General features: G+C 72.9%; 19 protein-coding genes. 18 read left to right on the top strand and 1 reads right to left on the bottom strand.

All coding sequences use genetic code 11. From position 1 onward, the window contains the following. Position 1: 1 nt before the first annotated feature. The 13 genes from AB0H12_RS16290 to AB0H12_RS16230 all read left to right on the top strand — a co-directional run bounded on the left by AB0H12_RS16290 (position 2) and on the right by AB0H12_RS16230 (position 16,625). Complete coding sequence (locus tag AB0H12_RS16290; protein WP_499623669.1) at positions 2–2,761, top strand: AfsR/SARP family transcriptional regulator; 2,760 nt, start codon at positions 2–4, stop codon at positions 2,759–2,761. A gap of 717 nt (positions 2,762–3,478) precedes the next feature. After that, entirely contained in the window at positions 3,479–6,271 is a 2,793-nt protein-coding gene (locus AB0H12_RS16285; RefSeq protein WP_499623668.1) for an AfsR/SARP family transcriptional regulator, read from the top strand. A 104-nt stretch (positions 6,272–6,375) separates the two neighbouring features. Continuing rightward, positions 6,376–8,187 (top strand): type VII secretion-associated protein, encoded by a 1,812-nt coding sequence (locus AB0H12_RS16280; RefSeq protein WP_499623667.1) that lies wholly within the window; start codon positions 6,376–6,378, stop codon positions 8,185–8,187. Positions 8,188–8,203: 16 nt separating this feature from the next. Beyond that, positions 8,204–8,626: a hypothetical protein gene (locus AB0H12_RS16275; protein ID WP_230566517.1), complete on the top strand. Its 423-nt coding sequence runs from the start codon at positions 8,204–8,206 to the stop codon at positions 8,624–8,626. 146 nt (positions 8,627–8,772) lie between these two features. Next, positions 8,773–9,084: a WXG100 family type VII secretion target gene (locus AB0H12_RS16270; protein ID WP_499623666.1), complete on the top strand. Its 312-nt coding sequence runs from the start codon at positions 8,773–8,775 to the stop codon at positions 9,082–9,084. A gap of 77 nt (positions 9,085–9,161) precedes the next feature. Continuing rightward, on the top strand, positions 9,162–9,458 hold the full coding sequence (locus tag AB0H12_RS16265; protein WP_230566518.1) for a WXG100 family type VII secretion target: 297 nt from the start codon (positions 9,162–9,164) through the stop codon (positions 9,456–9,458). A gap of 291 nt (positions 9,459–9,749) precedes the next feature. Beyond that, positions 9,750–10,193, top strand: coding sequence for a 50S ribosomal protein L13 (gene rplM, locus AB0H12_RS16260; protein ID WP_033436749.1), 444 nt, complete (start codon positions 9,750–9,752; stop codon positions 10,191–10,193). Positions 10,194–10,219: 26 nt separating this feature from the next. Then, positions 10,220–10,807 (top strand): 30S ribosomal protein S9, encoded by a 588-nt coding sequence (gene rpsI, locus AB0H12_RS16255; RefSeq protein WP_372470447.1) that lies wholly within the window; start codon positions 10,220–10,222, stop codon positions 10,805–10,807. Positions 10,808–10,923: 116 nt separating this feature from the next. Next, a complete protein-coding gene (gene glmM / locus AB0H12_RS16250) occupies positions 10,924–12,258 on the top strand; it encodes a phosphoglucosamine mutase (protein ID WP_230566542.1) in 1,335 nt (444 codons plus the stop codon). 41 nt (positions 12,259–12,299) lie between these two features. Then, complete coding sequence (locus tag AB0H12_RS16245) at positions 12,300–12,767, top strand: hypothetical protein (RefSeq protein WP_499623665.1); 468 nt, start codon at positions 12,300–12,302, stop codon at positions 12,765–12,767. A gap of 127 nt (positions 12,768–12,894) precedes the next feature. Continuing rightward, positions 12,895–13,203 (top strand): type VII secretion target, encoded by a 309-nt coding sequence (locus AB0H12_RS16240; RefSeq protein ID WP_499623664.1) that lies wholly within the window; start codon positions 12,895–12,897, stop codon positions 13,201–13,203. After that, the gene (locus tag AB0H12_RS16235; RefSeq protein WP_499623663.1) at positions 13,203–16,085 is read left to right on the top strand and encodes a hypothetical protein; all 2,883 of its coding nucleotides are present in this window, start codon (positions 13,203–13,205) and stop codon (positions 16,083–16,085) included. The genes AB0H12_RS16240 and AB0H12_RS16235 overlap by 1 nt, the downstream gene beginning before the upstream one ends. 24 nt (positions 16,086–16,109) lie before the next feature. Next, on the top strand, positions 16,110–16,625 hold the full coding sequence (locus AB0H12_RS16230; RefSeq protein WP_499623662.1) for a hypothetical protein: 516 nt from the start codon (positions 16,110–16,112) through the stop codon (positions 16,623–16,625). 25 nt (positions 16,626–16,650) lie between these two features. Here AB0H12_RS16230 and AB0H12_RS16225 read toward each other — a convergent pair whose 3' ends face one another. Further along, positions 16,651–17,475, bottom strand: a complete 825-nt coding sequence (locus AB0H12_RS16225) for a dienelactone hydrolase family protein (RefSeq protein ID WP_499623661.1) — start codon at positions 17,473–17,475, stop codon at positions 16,651–16,653. 134 nt (positions 17,476–17,609) lie between these two features. Between AB0H12_RS16225 and glmS the strand changes: the two genes are divergently transcribed. The 5 genes from glmS (at position 17,610) to tsaE (ending at position 23,789) form a co-directional block, all read left to right on the top strand. Further along, the gene (glmS, locus tag AB0H12_RS16220; RefSeq protein ID WP_499623660.1) at positions 17,610–19,472 is read left to right on the top strand and encodes a glutamine--fructose-6-phosphate transaminase (isomerizing); all 1,863 of its coding nucleotides are present in this window, start codon (positions 17,610–17,612) and stop codon (positions 19,470–19,472) included. 15 nt (positions 19,473–19,487) lie between these two features. Then, entirely contained in the window at positions 19,488–20,891 is a 1,404-nt protein-coding gene (locus tag AB0H12_RS16215; protein ID WP_499623659.1) for an NAD(P)H-hydrate dehydratase, read from the top strand. Between the two features lie 230 nt (positions 20,892–21,121). Continuing rightward, the gene (alr, locus tag AB0H12_RS16210) at positions 21,122–22,234 is read left to right on the top strand and encodes an alanine racemase (RefSeq protein ID WP_499623658.1); all 1,113 of its coding nucleotides are present in this window, start codon (positions 21,122–21,124) and stop codon (positions 22,232–22,234) included. Further along, a complete protein-coding gene (locus AB0H12_RS16205; protein WP_499623657.1) occupies positions 22,231–23,334 on the top strand; it encodes an alpha/beta fold hydrolase in 1,104 nt (367 codons plus the stop codon). The genes alr and AB0H12_RS16205 overlap by 4 nt, the downstream gene beginning before the upstream one ends. Next, the gene (gene tsaE / locus AB0H12_RS16200) at positions 23,331–23,789 is read left to right on the top strand and encodes a tRNA (adenosine(37)-N6)-threonylcarbamoyltransferase complex ATPase subunit type 1 TsaE (RefSeq protein ID WP_499623656.1); all 459 of its coding nucleotides are present in this window, start codon (positions 23,331–23,333) and stop codon (positions 23,787–23,789) included. Before AB0H12_RS16205 ends, tsaE begins: the two co-directional genes overlap by 4 nt. The last annotated feature ends 9 nt before the right edge of the window (positions 23,790–23,798 follow it).

The following is a 23,798-nucleotide window of genomic DNA, read 5'->3' as shown; positions in this document are numbered from 1 at the left end:
GGTGGCGGTGGAGACTGAGTTCAAGGTGCTCGGGCCCCTCGAGGTCTGGCACGACGGCACGCAGGTGGCGCTGCCGACGGGCAAGGCGCGGGTGCTGCTGGCCAGCCTGCTGCTGCGCGCGGGCAGCGTGGTGCCGATGGACCTCCTGGTCGACCGGCTCTGGGACGGCCGGTCGCTGAACCCGGCCCGCACCAGGGCGACGTTGCACATGGTGGTGACCCGGCTGCGCCAGTCGCTCGGCCCGGCGAACGTGGTCCGCACCGCCACCGGCGGGTACGCGGCGGACGTGCCGCCGGACGCGCTCGACCTGCACCGGTTCCGCGAGCTGGTCGACCGCGACCGGCTGGCCGAGGCCCTGGACCTGTGGCGAGGCGCGCCGCTGTCGGACGTGCCGTCCGACGTGCTGCACGGCGAGGACGTGGCGCCGCTGCTGGAGGAACGCCTCGACGTGCTGGAACGGCGCCTCGACGCGGACCTGGCGGCGGGCAGGTCCGCGGAGGTCGTGCCCGAGCTGCGGTCGCTGACCCGCGAGCACCCGCTGCGCGAGCGGTTCTGGGGCCAGTTGATGGAAGCGCTCTCCCGATCGGACCGGCAGGCCGAGGCGCTGGCCGCCTACCGGTCGGTGCGCCGGCTGCTGGCCGAGCAGCTCGGCGTCGACCCGGGCCCGCGGTTGCAGGAGCTGCACCAGCGGATCCTCACCGCGGCGCCGGTGGCCGTGCGCACGGACAAGCAGGACACCCCGAGCACGCCGAGGCAGCTCCCCCTGCACACCCGGTTCTTCGTCGGACGTGACGGCGAGCTGGCCGCGCTGTGGGCGTTGCTCGACTCGGCCGCGGCGGGCGGCGCGGGCGCGGTGGTGATCGCGGCGATCAACGGCGCGGCCGGCGTCGGCAAGACGGCGTTGGCGTTGCACTGGGCGAGCCAGAGCGCGCACCGCTTCCCGGACGGCCAGCTCTACGTGAACCTGCGCGGTTTCGACCCGACGGGCGAGCCGATGAGCCCGGACGAGGCGTTGCGCGGTTTCCTCGGCGCGTTGGGCGTGGCGCCGGAGCGCGTGCCGTCCGGGTTGGACGAGCAGGTCGGCCTGTACCGCAGCCTGCTGGCCGAGCGCCGGGTGCTGGTGGTGCTGGACAACGCGGCGGACAGCGAGCAGGTGCGGCCGCTGCTGCCCGGCGGCTCCCGCTGCCTGGCCCTGGTGACCAGCCGCAACCAGCTCGACGGGCTGGTGGTGCGCGAGGGCGCGCAGCCGTTGCCGCTCGGCGTGCTGACCGACGGTGAGGCGACCACGCTGCTGGTGCGGCAGCTCGGCGCGCAGCGGGTCGGCGCCGAGCCGGACGCGGTGCGCGAGCTGATCGCGCACTGCGCGGGGCTGCCGCTGGCGTTGTCGGTGGTCGCGGCACGTGCGGCGGCGCACCCGGACTTCGCGCTGCGGGCGTTGGCCGGCGAGCTGGCCGACGAGCGGACCAGGCTGGAGGCGCTCGACACCGGTGAGGCGACGACCAGCGTCAAGACGGTGTTCTCCTGGTCCTACGAGCGGTTGAGCCCGGCCTCGGCCCGGATGTTCCTGCTGCTGGGCGTGCACCCCGGGCCCGAGGTGTCGATCCCGGCGGCGGCGAGCCTGGCCGGCGTGCCGCTGCGCGTCGCCCGCCGGAACCTGGGCGAGCTGAGCAGGCTGCACCTGATCGCGGAGCCGGTGCCGGGCCGCTTCACGCTGCACGACCTGGTGCACGCCTTCGCGCGTGACCTGGTCGCCGCGCACGGGGACCAGGGCGGTCTGCGGGAAGCCCTGCGGCGGTTGCTCGACCACTACCTGCACACCGCGAACACGGCCGACCGGCTGCTGTACTCGCAGCGCGAGGAGGTGCCGATCGCCGAGCCGGCCCCCGGCGCGGTGGTCACGGAGCTGACCGAGCGGGCCGACGCGCTGGCCTGGTTCGACCTGGAGCAGGCGTCGCTGTTCGCCGCGGTGGGGCACGCCGCGGCGCACGGTTTCGACACCCACGCCTGGCAGCTGGCGTGGACGACCACGGCGTTCGCCCGCCTGCGGTCGTTCTGGCACGAGCAGGCGCGGTGCCTGGAGGTCGCGCTGGCCGCGGCCCGGCGGCTGGGCGACCGGGTCGCGCTCGCCACGACCAACCGGGCCCTCGGCCGGATCCTGATCACGCTGCGGCGGTTCGCCGAGTCGGCGGCCTACCTCACCGCCGCGCTCGACCTGGCGAGCGAGCTGGGCGACCGGCAGAGCCGGGCCCACATCCACCGCCACCTGGCGGGGCTGTACGAGGGCTGGGAGATGCTGCCGGAGGCCCTGCACCACGCCGAACGGGCGTTGGCGCTGTTCGAGGAGTTGGGCGACCGGGCGGGCACGGCCCGCGCGCTCAACGCCGTCGGCTGGGCCCGCGCGATGCTCGGCGAGGACCTGCACCGGGCGCTGGCCGACTGCGGCCGGGCGCTGGCGCTGTTCCGCGAGGTCAACGACGTGCTGGCGGAGGCGGCGACGTGGGACAGCCTCGGCTACGTCCACCACCGCCTGCACGACCTGGACGAGGCGGTCCGCTGCTACCGCGAGGCGCTGCCGCGCTACCGGGAGAGCGGCGACCGCTACGAGGAGGCCGCGACGCTGCAACGGCTCGGCGACACGCACGTGCTGGCGGGCGACCACGACGCGGCACGAGAGGTGTGGCAGGCGGCGTTGGGCATCCTGGACGAGCTCGGCCACGGCACGGCCGAGGCGCTGCGGGCGAAGGCGGCCGGTCTGCCGTGACGGCGGGTGACCGGGCTCGCCGTCGGTGTGACGCGGTGACGGCCCCGCCCGCTCCGACACCGCGGGCTCCTCGGCGGGGAGAGCGGAGGAGCCCGCGGGTCCGGTCGTCACCGCGGCGTGGGCCGGGCAGGCGTCGTCCCCCTCGACGAGCACCTGCCACCGTGACCGGATCCCCCCAGGTGCGCACCTCCGGTCCCGCGCCCGCTGGGGGTCGCGGCGGTGAACGTCCTCACTGTGCAAGAAGCGCCTCACAGTCCCCTCACTGCCTGCTCACCAAGAATCGGGTCGTCGGGGGTGGGTGCGGGCCGACGGTCGTCGGCACGTCACGGCGCGTGATCGACGCCGTACACTCGTCACCGTGCAGGGGGAGCCTGGTGACGACTGAGTTCAGGGTGCTCGGACCGCCGGGAGGCCGGGCACGCGGGCCGGCTCGTCCTCGCCCCGGCGGGCACGCGCGCCCTGCCGCCGACGCCGACGCCGCGTGCGAAGGCCCCCGCCGCTTCCGGCGCCCGACCGCGTGCGGCCGGTCGGGTTCGCGCCTGCCGACTTCGCGCGATTGCTCGACGCCGGGGCAACCGGGTAGCCGGCTGGAACGTGTCGTGAACGATCGTCGCCGCCGAGTGGTCCGGGGAGCCCGGTGATCGAGTCGGGAAGCCTCGGCCCGTTCCGGGCGCGGGACGAGCTCGAAGAACCGGTCCGACCGCGGCGAGGAGGGACATGACGACCACGTTCAACGTCCTCGGACCGCTCGAGGTGCGGCACGGCGACGCGCTGGTGCCCATTCCCGCCGGGCGGGCCCGGGTGCTGCTGGCGGTCCTGCTGCTGCGGGCGAACCAGCCGGTGACGGCCGACGAGCTGGTCGACCGGCTGTGGGACGGCGGCGCGCCCAACCCGGACCGGGCCAAGGCCACGTTGCAGATGGTGGTGCGGCGCCTGCGCCAAGCCCTGGGCGAGGCGAACGTCGTGCGCACGACCACCGGCGGCTACCTGGCGGAGCTCCAGCCGCACGCGCTGGACCTGCACGAGTTCCGCGACCTGGCCGCGCAGGGCCGGTTCGCCGAGGCGCTGGAGCTGTGGCGCGGCACGCCGCTGTCGGACGTGTCGTCGGACTCGCTGCACCAGGACGAGGTCGAACCGCTGCTGGAGGAACGCCTCGGCGTGCTGGAGCGCCGCTTCGACGCCGAGCTGGCGGCCGGTCACGGCGGCGGTCTCGTGGGCGAGCTGCGGTCGCTGACCAAGCAGCACCCGCTGCGCGAGCGGTTCTGGGCGCAGTTGATGACCGCGCTGCGGGCCTCCGGCCGCCGCGCCGAGGCGTTGACCGCCTACGCGGAGATGAGGACCGTCCTCACCACCGAGCTGGGCGTCGAACCGGGGCCGGAGCTGCGGGCGCTGCACGCGGCCCTGCTGACCGAGGACGACGGCGGCGCGCCGGCCGTGCGCCTGCGCGACCACCTGCCCCGCGACCTGCCCGACTTCACCGGGCGGGCCGACGAGCTGGCGGCGGTCGCGAAGGTCGCCGAACGCGGGCTGGTCTGCGCGGTGGACGGGATGGCCGGCGTCGGGAAGACGGCGTTCGCGGTGCACGCCGCGCACCTGCTGTCCGACCGGTACCCCGACGGCCGGTTCTACATCGACCTGCACGGCTACACCGAGGGCCAGGAGCCGCGGGAGCCGCTCGACGCGCTCGCCGTGCTGCTGTACTCGCTCGGCGTGCCGCGCGAGCGGGTCCCGGTCGGGCTGGACGAGCGGGTGGCGTTGTGGCGCTCGGAGCTGGCCGGGCTGCGCGCGGTGGTCGTGCTGGACAACGCGTTCGACGCGCTCCAGGTCCGGGCGCTGCTGCCGTCGACGCCCGGCTGCCTGGTGATCGTGACCAGCAGGCGCAGGCTCGTCGGCCTGGACGGCAGCCACGCGCTGTCGCTGCCGGTCCTGCCCGGACCGGTCGCCGTCGACCTCTTCCGGCAGGTGGCGGGCCGGACCACGCTGGACCTCGCCGCGCTGACCCGGCTGGTGGAGCTGTGCGGCCACCTCCCGCTGGCGATCCGGCTCGCGGCGGCCAGGCTCAACCACCGGGCGTCGTGGACCGCCGAGTACCTGATCGACCGGATGCGCGACGAGCGGCGGCGGCTGCGCGAGTTCGCCGCGGGCGACCGGGACGTCGCGTCGGCGTTCGCCGTGTCCTACCGGACGTTGGACGACGTGCAGCGGCGCGTGTTCCGGGCGCTGGGCCGCCACATCGGCGAGGACGTGGACCGCTACTCCGGCGCCGCGCTGTCGGGCCTGCCCGCGCAGGTGGTGGACGAGGTGCTCGGCGCGCTGGTCGAGGTGAACCTGGTCGAGGAACCGCGCCAGGGCCGGTTCCGGCTGCACGACCTGGTCCGCCAGTACGCACAGGGCACCGCCGGACCGGACGACGTCGCGATCGTCCGGCTGCTCGACTACTACCTCGCCGTGGTGAAGGCGGGCGACGAGGCGCTCTACCCGCACCGGCCGCGGCGGCCGGTGCGCACCACCGACGGGTCGCTGGAGCTGCCGGGGTTCGACACCGCCGGCCCGGCCGTGGAGTGGTTCGAGGCGGAGCGCGAGAACATCGCCGCCGCCGTGCGCCACGCCGCCCGCACCGGGCTCGACGAGCACGCGTGGCAGCTGCCCTACCTGCTCTGGGGCTTCTACTACCACGGCGGCCACGTCTCGGACTGGATCTCCACCCACGAGATCGCCCTCGACGCCACCGTGCGGCGGGGCGACGACCGGGCGCGGGCGCGCATCCTCAGCGGGCTGGCCGGCGGCTACTGGGCGTGCGGGCGGAACGAGGAGGCGCTCGACCAGTTCCGCGAGGCGCACGCCCTGATGGAGGCGGCAGGCGAGCACGCGCCCGCTGCCGTGCTGCTCGGCAACATCTGCGCCTGCCTCGACCACCTCGGGCGGCACGAGGAGGCGCTGGAGCACGGGGAGCGCGGCGTCCGGATCCAGCGGGAGCGCGGCTTCACGGGGCACCTCGCGCTGACCCTGTGCAACACGGCGTCGTCGTTGATGAAGCTGGGTCGGTACGAGGAGTCGATCGAGCGCTACGGGGAAGCGATCGAGGCGTGCGCGCAGGTCGACGACGAGCACACCGAGGCCGCCGCGCTCATGGAGGTCGCCCGGCCGTTGAGCGCGCTCGGCCGGGAGGACGAAGCGCTCGACAGCGCCATGAGGGCGCTGGCGGTCCTGGAGCGGCTGGCCGACGCCACCGGCACCGCCGAGGCGGCGATCGTCGCGGCGGAGATCCACCTGAAGGCAGGACGGTTGGACGAGGCGCTGGACTACTTCCGGCGCACGCTCGGCATCCTCGACCAGGCCACGATCCCGTGGGAGCACGCCGCCGCGCTGGCCGGCCTGGCGGACGTCTTCGACCGCCGGGGCGACCGGGTGACGGCCGCCGAGCACCGGAGGCGGGCGATCGACCTCTACGAACGGCTCGGCAGCGACCGCGCGGCGGAGCTCAGGGCCCTCGCGGGGGACGGCGGCTGACCCCGGCCGGGCATCGGGTATCGGCTCGGCGACCCGGCGGCGGATCGTCGGTCCGGTGAGGTATGCATATGCAGGCCCGCCCCGGCCGACGAGGGGGATGACGGATGAGCTTGCACGTGGCGGTGGACTTCGGCACGTCCAGCACCTGCGTCGCGATGTCGCTGCACGGCCGGGAACCGCAGGTCGTCGTGGTCGACGGCCAGCCGATCGTGCCCTCCGCGGTGTTCGCCGCCGCCGACGGCACGCTGTTCGTCGGCCAGGAGGCCGAACGGCAGGCCGCGGTGGACCCGTCCCGCTACGAGCCGCACCCCAAGCGCCGCGTCGACGAGGGCGAGCTGCTGCTCGGCACCAGCGTGCTGCCGGTGGTCGACGTCGTCCGGGCCGTGCTGACCAGGGCGGTGGACGAGGCGCGGCGCGTGGCCGGCGGCGCCCGGGTCGACCTGCTCGTGCTCACCCACCCCGCCGACTGGGGCGCGATCCGCACCAGGGTGCTCCTGCACGCGGCACGAGGGCTCGGCCAGGAGCTGCGGCTGGTGCCCGAGCCGGTCGCGGCGGCGGTGTTCCACTCGGCGACCCACGCCATCCCGGACGGCGCGGCGCTGGCCGTGCTCGACCTCGGCGGCGGCACGGTCGACGCCAGCGTGGTGGCCCGCCAGGGCGGCGCGTTCCGCGTGCTGGCCACCAAGGGCGACCCCGGCTTCGGCGGCGCGGACGTCGACCAGGCGCTGCTGGAGCACGTCGGCTCGCTGGTCTCGCCCGGCGACCCGGACGCGTGGCGGCAGTTCGTGGAGGGCCGCGAGCTGTCCGACCGCCGCAAGCGCCGGGTGCTGCGCCAGGACGTGCGCGGCGCGAAGGAGACCCTGTCCCGGCACGCCTACACCGACGTGCCGATGCCGCCGCCGTTCCCCGACGCCCACGTCACCCGCACCGACCTGGAACGCCTGATCGGCACGCCGCTCACCAGGGCCGCCGCGCTGGTGGTGACGGCGGTGCGCGACGCCGGGCTCGACCCGCGCGGCCTCGCCGGCGTGTTCCTGGTCGGCGGGTCCAGCCGCATCCCGCTGGTGGCCCGCCTGGTGCTGGAGCAGTCGGGCGTGGTGCCGACGAGCATCGACCAGCCGGAGACCGTGGTGGCCCGCGGCGCGCTCAGAGCGGTGAGCGTGGACCCGTTGCGCACCGGCGCGCTGCCCACCGGCACGGGCGACGTCACCCGCAAGATCACCGAGGACCACACCCGCAAGATCACCCGGCGGATCACGGCGTCGCCGCCCGCCGGGTTCCCCCAGCCGCCGTACTTCCCGCCGCCCACCCCCGCGCCCGTGCAGGCCCCACCGCGCCGCAGCCGCGTGCCGCTGCTCGTGGTGGCCGCCGTCGTGGCCGTCGCCGTCGCCGCGTCCACGGCGTACGTGCTGAGCCGGGGCGACGCCACGACCGGCGACCCGACCACGCCCGCCCCGTCCTCCACGACCACGTCCGGCGACACCGAGGGCAAGATCATCGCGCAGTACGACTACAGCTTCACCGTGCCGGGCGGGTGGCAGCAGACCGGCGGCCAGGTCGAGAGCCGCAAGGTGCTGCTCAAGCCCGAGGCGCCCGAGTCGACCCGGGACGTCATCGCGGTGGAGGAGCGGCGGCTCAACTACAACGCCACCCAGGACCCGGCACGGGCCGAGACCGAATTGCGCGAGCAGTACGACCAGCGGGCGAACGTGTCCGATTTCGACGCTTCCGCCGACTTCGCCACCAAGGATGTCGTTTACTACCGGGAAGTGGTGGAGTCGGCCGTCATCGACTGGTACGTGCTGTTCCAGGACGACGTGCAGGTCAGCGTGGGGTGCCAGTACCCGCAGGACGGGCACGACCGGGTCCGCCCCGCGTGCGAGCAGGTCGTCCGCACGCTGACCGTGACCAGCTGACTTTGTGGGGAATGTGATGACCGGCATCCCGGAGGCCTTCGCCCGGTTCCGCTCGGACCTCGACGCCGCCGTGACCAGGGGCCGGCGCGCGGCGGACGCCGCGGGCGCGAAGAACGCGGCCCAGCGCGACCGCAACAAGCGGCTCGCCGAGCAGGCCAAGGCCGGGCAGGTCCAGCCCGACCGGCACGCGCCCACGTCACCGGACGTCCAGCGGGTCGCCACCGGGTTCCGCCACCACCGCGGCCTGCCGGTGGAGGAGTTGCCCCCCGCGCAGGAACTGCTCGCGCCGGAGAAATCGCGAGAGCAAACGGACGCGAATGCAAATGCAGTTCCGCCACGCCCGGCGCTCGGTTCCCGCGCGGTAGCCGGCCCGAGCGGCCAACTTCCCCCCGAAAGGGGCGATGACGAGGACTTTTCGCAAGCGCGAATCCTCTACTGACCCCGTTCCGGGACCCGTCGCGTTTACAACCGCAACTACTTCCGGAGAAGTCGCGACAGCGTGGAACCGGACGTGGCAAGGTCTGCGTCGTAACAGGCGTACGAACCGAGAACGCCTGATCACTTCGACCAAGGGGGTCGCACCCAATGGCTGGTTACTCGACCGGACATGAAGAGCTCGTCGGCGCAGCGAAGGACATCGTCAGCACCAACGGCAACGTCCAGGGCGTCCTGGGGCAGCTGGGCAACACGATCGACGGCCTGTCGAGCGCGTGGCAGGGTGGCGCGGCGATCGCCTTCAACAAGCTGATGGAGCGCTTCCGCGAGGACGCCGACAAGCTGCAGAAGGCCCTGCTGGACATCGCCGAGCAGATGGACGGCAGCGCGGCGACCTACATCCAGCAGGAAGAGGAGCAGGCGCAGGAGATGTCGGCCATCACCAACCGGCTCGGCGGCTGATCCATCCCGAATTCAGGTCGCGTTCCACATCTTTTCGCTTTCTTTCTTCTTTCTGACTTCACTTCCAAGGGGAGATCATGGTCGACGCCAACAACATCAAGGTTGACTTCGGGCAGCTGAGCAGCGCAGCGGGCGACATCAGCAGCCAGGCCGGCAAGATCCAGTCCGAGCTCGACAACCTGAAGTCGCGCCTCACGCCCGTCATCGCGCAGTGGGACGGTGGCGCGTCGGCGAGCTACCAGGAGGCGCAGCGCGCGTGGGACGAGTCGGCCGCGGGTCTCCAGCAGGTGCTGGCCCAGATCGGCACGGCCGTCCAGTCCGCGACCGACGCGTACCAGGCCGCTGAGGCCAAGAACCAGGGCCGCTGGGCCTGATTCGGCCGCACGACCCCCCGCGGGCCCCGGGATCCTCGAGGATCCGGGGCCCGCGTACGTGTTTCGGCCGGTCCGCCAGGGTGCGGTCCGGGTCGGTCGAGGCAGGTCCGGAGGGGTTCGGGAGGGGTCGTTTTGACCCGCGCCGACCCCAACCGGTATCTTCCTACGTTGTTGTGCGGTAACTGGTGCGCACTATGCGTACCTCGTGTTCTGGTCCTCTGCCCACCTGGGGTCTCTGGCCTGAGCAGCCGCCGCAATGACCCCAGACGCAAGTGACGACGAGGTAGACCCGTGCGCACGTACAGCCCGAAGCCCGGCGAGGTGACCCGAACCTGGCACGTGATCGACGCCCAGGACGTGGTGCTCGGTCGGCTCGCCACCCAGGCCGCGACGCTGCTGCGCGGCAAGCACAAGCCGACTTACGCACCTCACGTTGACACCGGTGACTTCGTCATCGTCATCAACGCGGACAAGGTGGCGTTGACCGGCAAGAAGCGTGATCAGGAGTTCGTGTACCGGCACTCCGGTTTTCCGGGCGGCCTGAGCCAGCGCTCGTTCGGCGAGGTGCTCGACACCCGCGCCGACCGGCTGGTCGAGAAGGCGATCAAGGGCATGCTGCCCAAGAACCGCCTCGGCCGCGCGATCGCGGGCAAGCTCAAGGTCTACACGGGCCCGAACCACCCGCACGCTGCGCAGCAGCCGCAGCCGTTCGAGATCAAGAAGGTCGCCCAGTGACCGAGCACCAGACCGAGGACATCGACGTGACGACCCCTGAGGCCGAGCTCGACGCGGTCGAGACCGACGCCGTGGAGACCGACGCCGTCGAGGCGGAGGCCACCGAGGCCGAGGCCCCGGAGGCGGAAGCCGCCGAAGCCGACGCCACCGAAGGCGAGACCCCCGAAGCCGAGGACGCCGAGGTCGAGGGCACGCCCGTCGTGCGGCACACCCTCAACGCGGGTGCGCACCACCTCGCGCAGACGGTCGGCCGGCGCAAGCAGGCCATCGTCCGCGTGCGTCTCCTCCCCGGCACCGGCAAGTTCACCCTGAACGGGAAGTCGATGGACGACTACTTCCCGAACAAGGTGCACCAGCAGCTCATCCGCGAGCCCCTGGTGACGACGGAGAAGCCGGAGACGTTCGACGTCATCGCGACCCTGCGTGGCGGCGGCACCACCGGCCAGGCCGGTGCGCTGCGCCTCGCGATCGCGCGTGCGCTCATCGCCGTCGACTCCGAGGACCGCCCGGTGCTGAAGAAGGCCGGCTTCCTCACCCGTGACCCCCGGGTCAAGGAGCGGAAGAAGTACGGTCTCAAGAAGGCCCGCAAGGCGCCTCAGTACAGCAAGCGCTGACCTTTCCCTGGTCGAGCGAGCACCATCCTGCGGGAGCAGTCAGTTCTTCGTCGAACTGCTGCTCCCGCAGTGTTTTTCCCCCTCATCGTCCTGTGTGCATGGAGGTCACGGCGATCATGGCTCGGCTGTTCGGCACTGACGGCGTACGCGGTCTCGCCAACGCGGACCTGACCCCTGAACTCGCGCTGTCCATCGCCGCCTCGGCGGCACGGGTGCTGGCCGAGCACGACCGCTCGCACCGGCCGGTCGCGGTCGTCGGCCGCGACCCGCGGGCCAGCGGCGAGATGCTGGAGGCGGCCGTCGTGGCCGGCCTCACATCGGCGGGCGCGGACGTGCTGCGCGCGGGCGTGCTGCCGACACCGGCGGTCGCCTACCTGGTGTCGGCGCTCGGCGCCGACGTCGGCGTGATGATCTCCGCCTCGCACAACCCGATGCCCGACAACGGCATCAAGCTGTTCGCCGCGGGCGGGCACAAGCTGCCCGACGCGGTCGAGGACGAGATCGAGCAGAAGCTGGGCGACCGCGACCACCGGCCGACCGGCGCGGGCATCGGCCGCGTCCACGACATCGAGGACGCCGAGGGCCAGTACGTGCAGCACCTGCTGAAGGTGACGCCGCACCGCCTGGACGGCCTGAAAGTCGTGGTGGACTGCGCGAACGGCGCCGCGTCCGTGGCCGCACCCGACGCCTACCGCCGCGCGGGCGCCGAGGTCGTGGAGATCCACACCGCGCCCGACGGGCTGAACATCAACGACGCCTGCGGCTCCAACCACGTCGCGAAGCTGCGTGCCGCCGTGGTCGAGCACGGCGCCGACCTGGGCATCGCCCACGACGGCGACGCGGACCGCTGCGTCGCGGTCGACGCCGACGGCAACGACCTCGACGGCGACCAGGTCATGGCGGTGCTGGCGCTCGGCATGAAGGAAGCCGGCGAGCTGACCGACAACACGCTGGTCGCGACCGTGATGAGCAACCTCGGCCTGCACCTGGCGATGCGCGAGCACGGCATCGCCCTCAAGACCACCGCCGTCGGCGACCGCTACGTGCTGGAGGAGCTGCGCGCGGGCGGGTTCGCGCTGGGCGGCGAGCAGTCCGGGCACGTGATCCTCCCGGCGCACGCCACCACCGGCGACGGCCTGCTGACCGCGTTGCGGCTGATGTCGCGGATGGCGGAGACCGGCAAGCCGCTGGCCGAGCTGGCGGGCGTGATGCACCGGCTGCCGCAGGTGCTGATCAACGTGGTCGTCGGCGACAAGGCGGCGGTGGCGAAGGACGCGGCCGTCAACGAGGCGGTCGCCGCCGTGACGGCCGAGCTCGGCGACACGGGCCGGGTGCTGCTGCGACCGTCCGGCACCGAGCAGTTGGTGCGGGTCATGGTCGAGGCGGCCACGCCCGAGCTCGCGGAGTCCGCCGCGCAGCGGCTCGCCGGTGTGGTTTCCTCGGTGCACTGACCGAAGACGCGGGGGGTGCGCCGGTGGTGAACATCGGACCGATGGAGCTGATCATCATCTTCCTGGTGCTCGTCGCCGGGGTGGTGGTCCTGATCGTGGTCACCACGAAGAAGCGCAACCGGCCGCCCGGCCACCCGCACCAACCCGGCGGCTACCCGCCACCCGGTTACGGCCCACCCCACGGGCAGCCGGGCTACGGCCCGCCCCAGGGCTACGGCCAGGGACAACCGGGCTACGGCCCACCTCCGGGACAGCCCGGTTACGGTCAGCCACCAGGGCAGCCCGGCTACGGCCAGCCGCCTCAGGGGCAACCGGGCTTCGGCCAGCCGGGGCCGGGCCAGCCGCCGCCCGGACAGCCTGGTTACGGCCAGCCGGGGCCGGGCCAGCCGCCGCCCGGACAGCCTGGCTACGGCCAACCGGGCCAACCGCCGCACGGCCGGCCGCCGCAGGACCCGGGGCCCTACCCGCCCGGCCCGCCGTCGGACGGCACGCCGCCACCGCAGGGCTGAGGCCGGTTCGCGAAGGCAATCGACTTCGCCGATCCGAGCGAGTCCGCCCACCCGGGCTGCGATCCTTGGTCGGAACCCGGAACGGCGCCGTCGCGTCTGAACGGGGACGAAGGGGAGGCACCAGCGCATGTCGGGTTACCAGGCGAACGCGGGCGAGCTGATGGCTTCCGCGACGACCATCCAAGGCGTCGCGGGTGACATCGAGGAGTACAAGACCAAGGTCACGTCCAGCGCGGTCACGGCCAAGGACTTCGGCCGCGAGCACACCGCGGGCGGCTCCCGCTACCTCGCCGGCCTGCCGAAGATCGCCGAGGCGATCACCGCGCACGCGACCGCCATGCGCGGCGTCGCCGACAAGCTCCGCGAATCGGCCAACGGCTACGACTGGTCCGACCAGGGCAACGCCGACTCGTTCAACAACACCGGGAACAAGTGATGGCGACTCCGTCCTGGGAAGAAGTCAAGAAGATCGTCGACGACCCCTCGGTCCCGCACGATCAGAAGAAGGCGCTGCTCGAGGCGTACTACGTCGCCGACGCAGAGGGGAACGTCCTCGGCGGCACGCACAACAACGAGCTCGAGGAGTACCTCGACGACTACGACGTTTCGTGGGGCGACGGCTTCGGCCAGTCGTTCTCCAACTCGATGCCGTGGTCGGACAGCTCGGAAGACCGGCTGAACAACGCGTACGACCAGGCCAAGAAGTCGTACGACGAAGGTGCTCGGAAGACCGAGGAGCACAACGAGAAGAAGCAGGCGGGGCAGGACGCGCTGGCCGCGTCCGAGCAGCGCGCGTCCGACGGCGGTGCGGGCGTGGCGAACTCCAACGAGCTGCTCGACGCGGGCGCGCCGGGGCTGAAGTACTTCGAGAACTTCCTGCCGGCCTACGAGAAGGCCAAGAGCATCATCGGCGTGGGCACCAAGGTCGACACCTCGGTCGACAACCTGCGCAAGCGCTACGACGAGCAGCGCGACATCGACTTCCACAAGATCGACATCGACATCGTCGAGCTGCGCCAGGTCGCCACCGACACCCGCAACCGGCAGGCGGACGCCGAGCGGTCGATGGGCAAGGTCTGGGCCAACTGGACCGGCACCGCGGCGGACAACTCCCGCCAGTTCGTCACCGACATGTCGAAGAAGGCGTCCACGCACGCCGACGCCATCGACCACATCGCGGAGGTCACGCGGGCCGCGTGCCACACGGTGTCCGGTCTGGTGAACGCGAAGGCGCGGACGATCCTGGAGGGCGTCGCGAGCCCTTACGACATCGCGGGCGTGAGCCCGGCGCAGGTCGAGCAGGTCGTGCAGGGCGCGACCAGCGACGACGAGGCGCTGCTGCGCCGCGTGGCCGGGTTCGTGAACTTCGAGATCAACGACGAGGCGTGCGACGAGGACGTGTGGAAGGAAGAGGTCCGGAAGAAGTCGCGCGAATGGCTTCAGGGCACCTTCCACAACGACGTGAACGGCAAGTGGGAGCTGTTCGACAACATCTGCAAGACGACCAAGGAATCGGTCGACAAGGCCTGGGAAGAACTGGGCAAGCAGATCGACGCGTTCAACACCAAGCCGTTCGAGCCCGCCAAGGAGGAGCCGCCCGCCGACAAGCCCGGTGACAAGCCGGGCACGGGCGGGTCCGACCAGCCCGGCGGCGGTGGCGGCACCCCCGGCGGCGGTGGCGGCGGCACGCCCGGTGGCGGCGGTGGCACCCCTGGCGGTGGCGGCGGCACGCCGGAGATCCCGAAGGTGGAGAACCCGCTCGACAAGGACGGCGACGGCAAGCCCGACGTGCCCGGCGACCTGGACGGCGACGGCAAGCCGGACGCGGGGGCGGACCTCGACGGCGACGGCAAGCCCGACGGCCTCAAGTCGGACGAGGAAGCGCCGGAGACCGTCACCATCAAGAGCGGCGACAACGAGATCAAGATCACCGAGCCGGACGCCCGGGGCCAGGTGCTGATCACCGTCGACACGCCGACCAGCGAGCCGAAGAGCTACCAGGTCGACTTCAGCGCGAACCCGGACGCGGCGAAGGCCCTGATGGGCCAGAACGGCGGCGCGGCCCTGGCGAGCGCGCTGAGCGGCGCCACGCCGGTGGCCGCGGCCGGCGCGACCCCCGGGGCCCCGGTCGCCGCGGGCGGCGCCGGCGCGCCCGGCGACGTGACGCCGGTGCAGGCGGGCGCGGACGGCAAGGCGCTGATCGAGCTGGACGGCCTCGCCATCACGGCCGAGGTCGACCCGCTGACCGGTGAGATCAACCTCTCCGTCGACAACGGCGACGGCTCGCCCGAGCAGTACGGCGTCGAGTTCGGCGAGGACGAGCCCGCGGGCTCCCGGCCGGAAGACCTGCCGGGTGACCTGGGCCGACCGGAACCCTTGATCGCGGAGTCGATGGTCGGCACCGCTCAGGCCGGCGCCGACGGCGCGTCGTTCGGTGGTGCGGCGGCCGGTGGTGCGTCGTTCGGCGGGACGGCCGACTTCGGCCCGATGCCTGCCGAGGGCGGGTCGCCCGCCGGTGTCGGTGTCGGTGGTGGCGCGCCCGGTTTCGGCGGTTCGGCCGAGTTCGGCTCGATGGCGCCCCAGGGCGGTCCGGTCGGCGAACCGCTGATCGGCACGATGCCGGCCGAAGGGGCGCCGGCGTTCGGCGGTGGCGGCCCCGGCTTCACCGAGCCCGTCGCGGCCCAGCCCGGCTTCACCGAGCCCTCGGCCGCCCAACCCGGGTTCACCGCGCCGCCGGCGGCGCCGGGCTTCACCGCTCCCTCGGCCGTGCCGGGCGGCTTCACCGAACCCGTCTTCACGCAGCCGGCGCCCGGCCCGTCGTTCGACCAGGGCTTCGGTCAGGGCGGCGGCCAGAACCCCGGCCTCGGCATCCCGTTGCAGGCCGCGGACTCGGCCGGCACGACCTCGACCTCCGGCGCGTCGGTCCTCGGCAGCGGATCGGGCTTCAACGGCGCGGACTCCGTGCTCGGCGGACCGAGCGCCGGCCACGACAACCCGTGGAGCAGCCCTCCGCCCACCTCGGACCAGGGAGGTCTCGCCGACACCAACGCCTCCCACGCGGCCCAGCCCGGTTCGGCGACCCTGCCGACCATGCAGGAGAGCGGCACGGGCCAGCCCGCCGGCTCCCCCGCGGGCGGGGGCATGATGGGCGGCGGGATGATGGGTGGCGGCATGGCGGGTGGTGGCCAGCAGCAGGGTGGCGGTGACACCGAGCGCAGCAGCAGTTCCGGCCAGTGGCGCACCACCGGGTCGCTGTTCGACGACGACGACCTGAGCATGCAACGCCTGGGCGGGCTGCTGGGCGAAGACCGCCGGTGATCGGCTCGGACGGGGGGAGCGTTGGTGTCTGACTTCGACTCGCTGGAGACCGTCAAGCGACGGCTCGAAGGCATCAAGTCCGAGCACTCGGCGCGGATGGAGTTGGCCGCGCGCAAGTTCGAGGAATCGGACAAGGCGACCAAGGAGAGCCACCAGAAGTTCGTCGAGAAGGAGAAGAAGCTGGTCGCGCGGCTGCGCGAGATGGCGGAGGCCAAGCGCGAGGCGGCGGCGAACCGGAACAAGCCGAAGGAGTACGCGTTCGGCCCGGCCGACGACGACGCGGTGCCGGACGAGATCGCCGACGAGCTGGCCGCGCTGGAACGGGCGCGTGCCGCGAACGCGGCGGCCCAGGCTCCCGGTGACTCGTTCCTGCGCGGCCCGGAGCCGGCGAACCGCAACCAGTGGGGGCGGACCCCGAGCGGCCCGCCGGTTCCCCCGCCGCCGCCGGTGCAGCCGGCCCGGCCGCCCGCGCCGCCGCGCCGTCCCGCGCGGCAGGTGGACGATGACGACGACTTCGGTGGTCAGAGCTGGTTGACGTGACCCATGAGCCCCGCTCCGGCGGGGCTCATCGCGTTGGCAGCCGGTCCAGCGGCCCGCGTCGGAACGTCAGCACGGCGCCCTTCACGTCGCCGTCCAGCAGCGCGTCCCACTTCTTCTCGCCCTTGAGCGTCCGCAGCAGGAACGCCGTCACCAGAGCCCGGGCCAGCTTCTGCGCCGCCCGCTCGCCCTTGCCGTCGAGCAGCAGCTCGCTCCAGTGCCGCCCCTCCGCGAACCCCAGGTGGCTGGCCTTCGGCAACGACCGCAGCTGCACCGGCCCCTGCCACGCCTCCGCGATCGCCTCCGCGTGCCCGACCGGCGGCGCGATGCGGTCCTCCCCGCCGGCCAGGTGCAACCCGGGCACGGTGACCCGCCGGGCCGCGTCCAGCGCCGACGGCCGGGTCTCGGACGCGGCCAACGTCACGACCGCCCGCACGCGCGGGTCGTCCGCCGCCGCGAGCACCGCCGCGCCACCACCCATCGAGTGACCGGCGAGCGCCAGCCGTGACGCGTCCACGCTGATCCCGCCGTCACCCAGCCGCACGCCGGTGCACACGTCGAGCGCCGTGCGCAGGTTCCCGGCCATCAGCCGCGACGACATCAACGGCCCGCGCTGCGTCCCCGGCGCGGCGGCCACGAAACCCCACGAGGCCAGGTGCCGCAGCAGCGCCCGGTAGCGGTTGACGGGCTGCAACCAGCCGTGCCCGAAGGCCACCGCCGGCAGCCCCAGCCCGACCGAGGGCGTGTAGACCAGGCCCGGAAGTCCGACCAGCGCCAGGTCGCCGCGCAGCACGGGGTGCTCACCGGGCCTGCTGAGCTGGTCGAGCACCTGCTTCGCCGAGTAGCCGCTCACCCCGCGAACGGTAGTCGATCGCGGTGACGGCGCGCACGTTCCGATTGGTCTACACCAATTGACGCGGTGACCTGCGCAAACGCGGTGAAGTGGCCCTGTCGGGTGACGGCCCTGGTCTAGTTACGCTGTGCCTCGTGTGCGGAATCGTGGGATATGTGGGACACAGGTCGGCGCTGGACGTCGTGCTCGACGGGCTGCGGCGGCTGGAGTACCGGGGCTACGACTCGGCGGGCGTCGCCGTCCTCGACGGTGACGGCGGCCTGGCCGTCGAGCGCAAGGCCGGCCGCCTGACGAACCTGGAGGCACGGCTGGACGAGGTCGGCCGCGACGCCTTCACCGGCACCGCGGGCATGGGCCACACCCGCTGGGCCACCCACGGCGCGCCGATCGACCGCAACTCCCACCCGCACTGCGACGTCACGGGCCGCGTCGCCGTCGTCCACAACGGCATCATCGAGAACTTCGCCGCCCTGCGCGCCGAACTCGAAGCCGTCGGCGTCGAGATGGCCAGCGACACCGACACCGAGACCACCGCGCACCTCATCGCCCGTGCGTACGACGAGGGCGACACCAAGGGCGACCTGGAGGCCAGCGTCCGCACGGTGGTCCGCCGCCTCGAAGGCGCGTTCACCCTCGTCGTGACGCACGCGGATCACCCGGACGTGGTCGTCGCCGCCCGCCGTTCGTCGCCGCTGGTGGTGGGCGTCGGCGAGGGCGAGACGTTCGTCGCCAGCGACGTGTCGGCGTTCATCGAGCACACCCGCGAGGCCGTCGAGCTGGGCCAGGACCAGGTCGTGGTGATCGACCGCGACGGCTACCGCGTCACCGACTTCGACGGCGCCGACGCGCAGGCCAAGCCGTTCACGGTGAACTGGGACCTGTCGGCCGCCGAGAAGGGCGGCCACGAGTACTTCATGCTCAAGGAGATCGAGGAGCAGCCGGAAGCGCTGGCCAACACGCTGCGCGGCCACTTCCGCGACGGCCGGGTCGTGCTCGACGAGCAGCGCCTCTCCGACCAGGACCTCCGGGACGTGGACAAGGTCTTCGTCGTCGCCTGCGGCTCGGCCTACCACTCCGGCCTGGTCGCCAAGTACGCCATCGAGCACTGGACGCGGCTGCCCGTCGAGGTCGAGCTGGCCAGCGAGTTCCGCTACCGCGACCCCGTGCTGGACCGCGACACGCTCGTCGTCGCCGTCTCCCAGTCAGGTGAGACCGCCGACACGTTGGAGGCCGTCCGTCACGCGCGGTCGCAGAAGGCTCGCGTGCTGGCGGTCTGCAACACCAACGGCGCGCAGATCCCGCGCGAGTCCGACGCCGTGCTCTACACGCACGCGGGGCCGGAGATCGGTGTCGCGTCGACCAAGGCGTTCCTCGCCCAGATCGCGGCGAACTACCTGGTCGGCCTGGCCCTGGCGCAGGCGCGCGGCACGAAGTACCCCGACGAGGTGGCCCAGGAGTTCCACCAGCTGGAGGCCATGGCGGACGCGGTGCAGAAGGTGCTGGGCACCATCGACCAGGTCCGCGCGCTCGGCCGCGAGCTGGCCGACTCGAAGGCCGTGCTGTTCCTGGGCAGGCACGTCGGCTACCCGGTCGCGCTCGAGGGCGCGCTGAAGCTCAAGGAACTCGCCTACATGCACGCCGAGGGATTCGCGGCGGGCGAGCTGAAGCACGGCCCGATCGCGTTGATCGAAGAGGGCTTGCCGGTGGTCGTGGTCATGCCGTCGCCCAAGGGGCGGGCGGTGCTGCACTCGAAGCTGGTGTCGAACATCTCGGAGATCCAGGCACGGGGTGCGCGCACGATCGTGATCGCTGAAGAGGGTGACGAGACGGTGCGCCCGTTCGCGGATCACCTGATCGAGATCCCGGCGGTGCCGACGCTGCTGCAGCCGTTGATCTCCACGGTGCCGTTGCAGGTGCTGGCCGCGGAGATCGCCCGCAGCCGCGGCTACGACGTGGACAAGCCGCGCAACCTCGCGAAGTCCGTCACGGTCGAGTAGGGCAGGCTTGGCCCCATGCGGGGTCTGTGGACGACGGATCGGGTCAGGGCGGCGGAAGAGCGCGTCATGGCGGTCGTGCCGCCCGGCGCGCTGATGCGCCGTGCGGCGTTCGGCGTCGCGGTGGTCGCGGCGGAGCTGCTGGCGGGCGAGCGGCGGGTCGGCCTGCTCGTGGGCGCGGGCAACAACGGTGGCGACGCGCTCTGGGCGGGCTACTACCTCCGCAAACGCGGCGTCACCGTGTCCGCTGTCCTGCTGACACCTGATCGAGTCCACGCCGAGGGCTTGGCCGCGTTCCGTCGCGTCGGTGGGCGGGTGGTCCCGGAACTGCGCGACGTCGACCTGGTGATCGACGGCATCGTGGGCCTCTCGGCCCGCGGCCCGTTGCGCCCGGACGCCGCCGAGCACGTCGCGCACCTCGACGCGCCCGTGCTGTCGGTCGACCTGCCCAGCGGCGTGGACCCCGACACGGGCGCGATCTCCGGGCCCGCCGTGCGCGCGCACACGACCGTGGCGTTCGGCTGCCTCAAGCCCGTGCACGCGCTGGCCGACTGCGGTGACGTGCGGCTGGTCGACATCGGGCTGGGCGGCGAGCTGCACGGGCCGGACCTGGTCGAGTTGGACGTCGCCGACGTCGGCGGGGCGTGGCCGGTGCCGGGGCCGGAGGACGACAAGTACACGCAGGGCGTGACGGGTGTGGCGGCCGGTTCGGCCACGTACCCGGGCGCGGCGGTGCTGGCGACCGGTGCGGCGCTGCTGTCGACGTCCGGCCTGGTCAGGTATGCCGGTGCGGCGGTCGAGGGCGTGCGGGCGCGGTGGCCGGAGGCGATCTGCACGGGGTCGATCACGGACGCGGGCCGGGTGCAGGCGTGGGTCGTCGGGCCGGGCCTCGGCACCGGGTTGGGCGCGGAGGCCGTCCTGCGGACGGTCCTGGAGGCCGGTGTGCCCGTGTGCGCGGACGCCGACGCGATCACCATGCTGGCCAACAACCCGGACCTGTGGGACGCGCGCGACCCCGACACCCCGCTGGTCCTGACGCCGCACGACCGCGAGTACGAGCGGCTGGTCGGTCCCGTCGGAGACGATCGCGTGACGGCCGCGCGGAAGGCCGCGGAGCGGTACAACGCCGTCGTGCTGCTGAAGGGCCACGCCACCGTGATCGCCGGCCCCGACGGCCGCGTCCTGGTCAACCGCGCCCGCTCGTCGTGGGCCGCGACGGCGGGTTCCGGCGACGTCCTGTCGGGCCTGCTGGGCTCCCTCCTGGCCGCCGGCCTCGACCCGGTGCTGGCAGCGGGCTGCGCCGCGAAGGTCCACGTCCTGGCCGCCGACCTGGCCGCCGACGGCGCCCCGATCCCCGCCACCTCGCTCCTGCACGCCATCCCCGACGCCATCCGCGCCATCCGCCCCGTCCACCCCCTCTAACCCCCGCGCGAGTCCTACCTTCAGCACGCGAGAGTCCTACGCTCAGAGCGCGTGAGTCCTACGTTCGCGTCGCGCGTGTCCTACGTTCAGAACCCCCGAGTTCAACGCTCAGCACGCGAGCGGCCCGTTCCGAGCGTTCAACTCGGGGTACCTGAACGCAGGACACGCGCGTTCTGAACGTAGGACTCTCGCGGGCGGTTCGGGTTGGCTGTGTCACCATGAACGGCGTTATGGCTGCTCCTCGCGCTGAGGTCGTGATCGACCTCGACAACCTCCGGCACAACGTCGCCCACCTCGACGCCCTCGCGCCCAACGCCGACACGATGGCCGTCGTCAAGGCCGACGGGTACGGGCACGGCGCCGTGGAGGTGGCCAGAGCGGCGGTGGAGGCGGGCGCGACGTGGCTCGGCTCCTGCTCCCTGGCCGAAGCCCTGGCGCTGCGCGCGGCCGGCCTCACCGTGCCGATCCTGGCCTGGCTGGACCCCTTCGGCACGGACTACGCGCCCGGCATCGAGCAGGACGTCGACCTGTCCGCCTCCTCCCTCGCCCAACTGGAGGAGATCTCGGCGGCGGCCGACAAGGCCGGCAAGACCGCCCGCGTCCACCTCAAGATCGACACCGGCCTGTCCCGCAACGGCTGCCCGGCCACCCGCTGGCCCGAGCTGGTCGAACGCGCCGCCAAGACCCACAACGTCGAAGTTCACTCGATCTGGTCACACCTGGCCGTCGCCGACGAGATCGGCCACCGCGGCACCGACGCCCAGGCCGAGCGCTTCGACGACGCCTACCGCGAAGCGCTCGCCGCCGGCCTCGACCCGCGCCGCCACATCGCCAACTCCGCCGCCCTCATCACCCGCCCCGACCTCCACCTCGACCTGGTCCGCCCGGGCATCGCGATCTACGGCCTCAACCCGGTGCCCGTGCCCGCCGACCTGCGCCCCGTGATGACGTTCCGGTCCGCAGTCGCGCTCGCCAAGCGCATCCCCGCCGGTGAATCGGTGTCCTACGGTCTGAGCTGGACCGCGAGGAGCGACACGAACCTGGCCCTGGTGCCCGTCGGTTACGGCGACGGCGTGCCGCGCAGCCTGTCGAACCGGATGGACGTCTGGTTGGCCGGGCGTCGTCGCCCGGTCGTCGGCCGGATCTGCATGGACCAGGTCGTGGTCGACTGCGGCGACGACGCGGTGGTGGAGGGGGACGAGGTCGTGCTGTTCGGATCCGGCGGCGAGGGCGAGCCGACGGCCCGCGAGTGGGCCGACACCACCGGCACCATCGACTACGAGATCGTCACCGGCATGTACCGACCGCGTGTCACCCGGACGTATGTCGGGACACGCCCGTGAACACGGTGTGGAAGGCCGTCGGTTGGGCCGGCGGCATCCTCGGCGCTGCCGCGACCGGTGTCGCGGTCGGCGTGGCCGCGAACCAGAAGAAGGTCTCGAACGACCGCCAGGCCGACGACCCGCTCGCCGACGAACCGCTCGGCCGCCTCACCCCGACCCGCGAGTCCACCGTCGCGGCCGACGACGGCGTGCCGCTGTCGGCCGAGGAGGTCGACCCGGAGGACGGCGGGAAGCCCGACGTCACGGTCGTCCTCGTGCACGGCTTCGCCCTCGACCGCCGCTGCTGGCACTTCCAGCGCCGCGACCTGGCCCCGCTCGTCGAGCCCCGCGTGCGCCAGATCCTGTACGACCAGCGCAGCCACGGCCGTTCCGGTCGGTCCACCGTCGAGGGCAGCACGATCGAGCAGTGCGCCAAGGACCTCGACGCGGTGATCCGCTCGATGGCCCCCGACGGCCCGTTGGTGCTGGTCGGCCACTCCATGGGCGGCATGACGATCATGGCGTTGGCCGAGCAGCGGCCCGAGCTGTTCGCCGACCGGGTGCGCGGGGTGGCGCTCGTCGGCACGGCGGCGGGCGCGGTCGGCGGCGCGGGACTGCCGAAGTCCGTGCTGTCCCGGTACAACCCCGTGACGCTGGGCGTCGGCAGGCTCGCAGGCCTTCAGCCGGGCCTGGTCGAGTGGGTCAGGCGCAGGGCGTCGACGCTGACGTGGAGCGGGATCCGCGCGCTGGCGTTCGGGAACGGCAAGGTCAGCCCGTCGTTGGTCGACCTGATGGAACAGATGATCAGCGGCGCCACGGTGCAGGTGCTCACCGAGTTCCTGGAGACCCTCGGCACCCACAACCGCTACAAGGCGCTGGCCGGCCTCCGGCACTGCGAGGTGCTCGTCATCAGCGGCGACGCGGACAAGCTGACGCCGTTCTCGCACGCCGAGCGGATGGCCGAGGAGATGCCGCACGGCGAACTGGTCCGCGTGTCCGGGGCGGGCCACATGCTCATGTTGGAACAACCCGACCTGGTCACCGGGCACCTGGTCGGATTGGTTCGGCGCAGTGGCGCCGAACGGTCGGAAAGCAGGCGACGGTGGTGGCGACGAGCGTGAGCGTGACGCTCCCCGAGGTGCAGGACACCGAGGAGTTCGGGCGCAAGCTGGGTGGTCTGGTGCGAGGTGGTGACCTGGTGCTGCTGTCCGGGCCGTTGGGCGCGGGCAAGACGGCGCTGGTGCGCGGCCTCGCCGACGGCCTCGGCGTGACGGGCCGGGTCAGTTCGCCGACCTTCGTGATCGCCCGCGTCCACGATCCCGCGCCCAACGGTCGCGGCGTGCCTTTGGTGCACGTGGACGCCTACCGGCTCGGCGGTCACCTGGACGAGTTGGACGACCTCGACCTGGACACCGACCTGGTGGACGCCGTGGTGGCGGTGGAGTGGGGCGAGGGCGCGGCGGAGCGTCTGTCCGAGGACCACCTGTTGATCAGGCTGGAACGCCGGGACGACGACGTGCGCATCGCCCACCTTCACCCGCACGGCGCTTGGGTCGACCGCGAACTCCCCGCTTGACCCAGCCGC

Origin of the sequence: Actinosynnema sp. NPDC023794 (assembly GCF_040639675.1) — a bacterium.
Classification (GTDB): Bacteria; Actinomycetota; Actinomycetes; order Mycobacteriales; family Pseudonocardiaceae; genus Actinosynnema; species Actinosynnema luteola.
This window is presented reverse-complemented; position numbering and strand designations above follow the sequence as displayed.

Excerpts from the sequence above, each read along its gene's own strand:
- AB0H12_RS16285 (WP_499623668.1), top strand. The coding sequence starts at position 3,479 with ATGACGACCACGTTCAACGTCCTCGGACCGCTCGAGGTGCGGCACGGC.
- AB0H12_RS16280 (WP_499623667.1), top strand. The coding sequence starts at position 6,376 with ATGAGCTTGCACGTGGCGGTGGACTTCGGCACGTCCAGCACCTGCGTC.
- AB0H12_RS16275 (WP_230566517.1), top strand. The coding sequence starts at position 8,204 with ATGACCGGCATCCCGGAGGCCTTCGCCCGGTTCCGCTCGGACCTCGAC.
- AB0H12_RS16270 (WP_499623666.1), top strand. The coding sequence starts at position 8,773 with ATGGCTGGTTACTCGACCGGACATGAAGAGCTCGTCGGCGCAGCGAAG.
- AB0H12_RS16265 (WP_230566518.1), top strand. The coding sequence starts at position 9,162 with ATGGTCGACGCCAACAACATCAAGGTTGACTTCGGGCAGCTGAGCAGC.
- glmM (WP_230566542.1), top strand. The coding sequence starts at position 10,924 with ATGGCTCGGCTGTTCGGCACTGACGGCGTACGCGGTCTCGCCAACGCG.
- AB0H12_RS16245 (WP_499623665.1), top strand. The coding sequence starts at position 12,300 with ATGGAGCTGATCATCATCTTCCTGGTGCTCGTCGCCGGGGTGGTGGTC.
- AB0H12_RS16240 (WP_499623664.1), top strand. The coding sequence starts at position 12,895 with ATGTCGGGTTACCAGGCGAACGCGGGCGAGCTGATGGCTTCCGCGACG.
- AB0H12_RS16235 (WP_499623663.1), top strand. The coding sequence starts at position 13,203 with ATGGCGACTCCGTCCTGGGAAGAAGTCAAGAAGATCGTCGACGACCCC.
- AB0H12_RS16215 (WP_499623659.1), top strand. The coding sequence starts at position 19,488 with ATGCGGGGTCTGTGGACGACGGATCGGGTCAGGGCGGCGGAAGAGCGC.
- alr (WP_499623658.1), top strand. The coding sequence starts at position 21,122 with ATGGCTGCTCCTCGCGCTGAGGTCGTGATCGACCTCGACAACCTCCGG.